Genomic DNA, 2,576 nt, shown 5'->3' with positions numbered 1-2,576 from the left:
CGCTACTCGGGGGGGGGTCGGGGGGGGCAAATCCCTGTGGCTCACCGGCCCCCTCCCCGGGGGGGGGGGGGGGCCCCCGCGGGCCCGGGGGGCCCCACCCCCCGCCGTCGTCACCTTTCCGCCTCGTCGTCGCCCCCGGTGCGCTCACACCGCTCGTCCATGCCGCCCGCGACGTAGTGGATATGGATGCCTTCCTCGCCGGGTGCCCGGTCGGGGCGCAGGACCAGATGCTCGTCGTAGTCGCCGCCGTTCTGGCTGCGGTACGGGATCGGCTCGGTCTCCGGAAGCGTCAACAGCCGCTGCCGCAACTGGCTCACGGCCGTCTTGTACTCCGCATCGGCCAGCTTGACGGCTCCGTTGACGACGAGCGGCGGCACGACCATCATTCCCGGGTACCACAACGTGCCGTGCAGCAGCGGGAACAGCACCTCGTTGATGTCGCCGTGGATACCGCGCGGTCCGGTCGTCGCCGCGTTGGCGCCGACCGTGGTCAGCACCAGCGCCCGCCTGCCGACCAGTCCGCCGCTGCCGTAACGCTGCGCCCTGCCGGTCTCGGGGTCGAGCACGCCCTGCGCGAAGCCCTGGATGAACAGCCGGTCGAACCAGCCCTTGAGGATCGCCGGTGGGCCGAACCACCAGAGCGGGAACTGCACGACGAGCGTGTCGGACCACAGGAGCTTCTCCTGCTCCGCGCGGATGTCCTCGCTGAGCGTGCCGTTCTCCAGGGCTGCCTGGGACTCGGTGAGCACGTCGAGCCGCTCGTCGGGGTCGTGGTGGAAGTCGCCGTGACCCACCACCGGGTTCCACTCCATGGCGTACAGGTCGGACTCGATCACCTCGTGCCCGTGTTCACGGAGAACGGCGATTCCCTCGTCGCGCAGCGCCCCGTTCAGCGAGCGCGGATCGGGGTGGGCGTACAGCCAGAGCACCCGCACGGTCGGCCACCTTCCTTTCCTCGGTACGACGGTGTCGATCAGTTGATCGATCCTCCATGCTATTCCCGCCCCGTCGACGCCTTCCGGGTGCCGGAGGCGGCGGCGCGGTGCTCGCTGGGCGTGATCCGGCGCAGGCGCTTGAAGGCGACGCTCAGCGCGAAGGTGTTGGCGTAGCCGACCTGCCGGGCGATGGCGCCGACCGTGTCGTCCGTACCACGCAGCAGGTCGGCGGCGAGCGAGATGCGCCGGCCGGTGAGGTAGGTCATCGGCGGCTCACCGATCCGCGCGGTGAAGCGGCGGGCCAGCGCGGCGCGTGAGACCCCCGCCTCGGCCGCCAGCTTCGCGACCGTCCACGGATCGGCCGGACGGTCGTGGAGCAGCCGCAGCGCGTGTCCGACCACCGGGTCGTCCGCCGTCCGGTACCAGGGCGGCGCCGATGTCCCCGGCCGGTCGAACCAGCCCCGGAGCACGGAGATGAGCAGCAGGTCCAACAGCCGGTCGAGGACGGCCTGTTGGCCTGGGGTGTCGCGGGCCAACTCGGCGGCGACGAGCGCGAGCATCGGTGAGTGGCAGTCGGCGTCCGGGATGACCAGCACGGGCGGGAGCGCGCGGAGCAGCCGCTCGCTGACGCCGCCCGGGTTGTCGTACGCGCCGCTGAGCAGCACGGTGCCGCCGTCGGGGACGACGGCCGGATCACTCACGCCGCAGTACGCGGCCCGGTCGATCACCGCGCGGCGGGGTGTCCGGGTCGTCGGCGACGGTGTACGGCGCCGAGCCCCGGACGAGTGCGATGTCCCCGGACCGTACGCGCACCGCCTCGCCCTCGGCGGGGACGAGCCACGCCTGGCCCCGCAGCACCGTGGCGAGCGTCAGCGGCGCGCCGGAGGCGAACCGCAGCGACCAGGGCGACGTCATGACCGTACGGCTGAAGAGGGCGCCGCGCGCCCGTACCCCGTCGAGCAGGTCCGTCAGCACATCCATGACGTTCAGCGTACGTAGGCGGTCGGCCGACGGGCCGGTCTCCTCACGCCGCCAGTCGGAGCGCCACGGAGATCCCGCCCACCATGAACGCGGTGCCGACCAGCATGAACACCACCTGCACACCGTGCCCGTAGCCGTCGATCCGCATCCGTTCGGGGCGCCGCGGGTCGTAGCGGATCCGGACCGGGCTTCCGGGCCGGAACCTGCCCACCCAGGAGCGCCCGTACGGAGACTCCACCTCCATGCGACGGCCGTCATCGGTGACCCAGCCGACCACCGGACGGTGGATCGCGCCTCCTTGCCCGTCGGACGTGGTCTCCAGCCGGACGACCCAGCCTTCGGCCCGGACACCCTCGCGCCGCAGGGCGAAGGAGCGCCGGAGACCGACGGAGCCGATGACGAAGACTGCGGCGCCGACGCCGGCGAACACGAGGGGAAACAGCCAGTCGGGCACAGGTACGCACTCCCTACAGGTCAGGACGTGTCGTGGAGGTCGCCGGTCGCAGCCCGTCGAACGCGTGGCGGCGGCCGGATCCAGAGTAAGGGTGTAGTCAGCGACACCGGCGACTCGGGTCGTACGCCCAATGTGGTTGTGGCGCGGCGTCCGTAGCTTCGTAGTCGTGGCGCAGAGGGTGCCCGAGGGGAAGGAACGGATCATGT

General features: G+C 71.9%; 4 protein-coding genes. All 4 read right to left on the bottom strand.

All coding sequences use genetic code 11. The features are described 5' to 3' along the window. Positions 1-110: 110 nt before the first annotated feature. From ACFWHU_RS24910 to ACFWHU_RS24895, 4 genes are read right to left on the bottom strand one after another with little or no spacing between them, the layout of a single operon-like run. Positions 111-935, bottom strand: a complete 825-nt coding sequence (locus ACFWHU_RS24910; RefSeq protein ID WP_387227294.1) for an NAD(P)H-dependent oxidoreductase — start codon at positions 933-935, stop codon at positions 111-113. Between the two features lie 59 nt (positions 936-994). After that, on the bottom strand, positions 995-1,636 hold the full coding sequence (locus tag ACFWHU_RS24905) for an AraC family transcriptional regulator (RefSeq protein ID WP_387227292.1): 642 nt from the start codon (positions 1,634-1,636) through the stop codon (positions 995-997). Continuing rightward, a complete protein-coding gene (locus tag ACFWHU_RS24900; protein WP_387227290.1) occupies positions 1,629-1,916 on the bottom strand; it encodes a cupin domain-containing protein in 288 nt (95 codons plus the stop codon). Before ACFWHU_RS24900 ends, ACFWHU_RS24905 begins: the two co-directional genes overlap by 8 nt. A 43-nt stretch (positions 1,917-1,959) precedes the next feature. Next, a complete protein-coding gene (locus tag ACFWHU_RS24895) occupies positions 1,960-2,370 on the bottom strand; it encodes a DUF3592 domain-containing protein (RefSeq protein WP_387227287.1) in 411 nt (136 codons plus the stop codon). Between the last annotated feature and the right edge of the window lie 206 nt (positions 2,371-2,576).

It is taken from the genome of Streptomyces sp. NPDC060366, from assembly GCF_042725135.1.
In the GTDB taxonomy this organism is placed as follows: Bacteria; Actinomycetota; Actinomycetes; order Streptomycetales; family Streptomycetaceae; genus Streptomyces.
The sequence above is the reverse complement of the archived record's forward strand: the minus strand, read 5'-3'. Positions and strand labels throughout refer to the sequence as shown.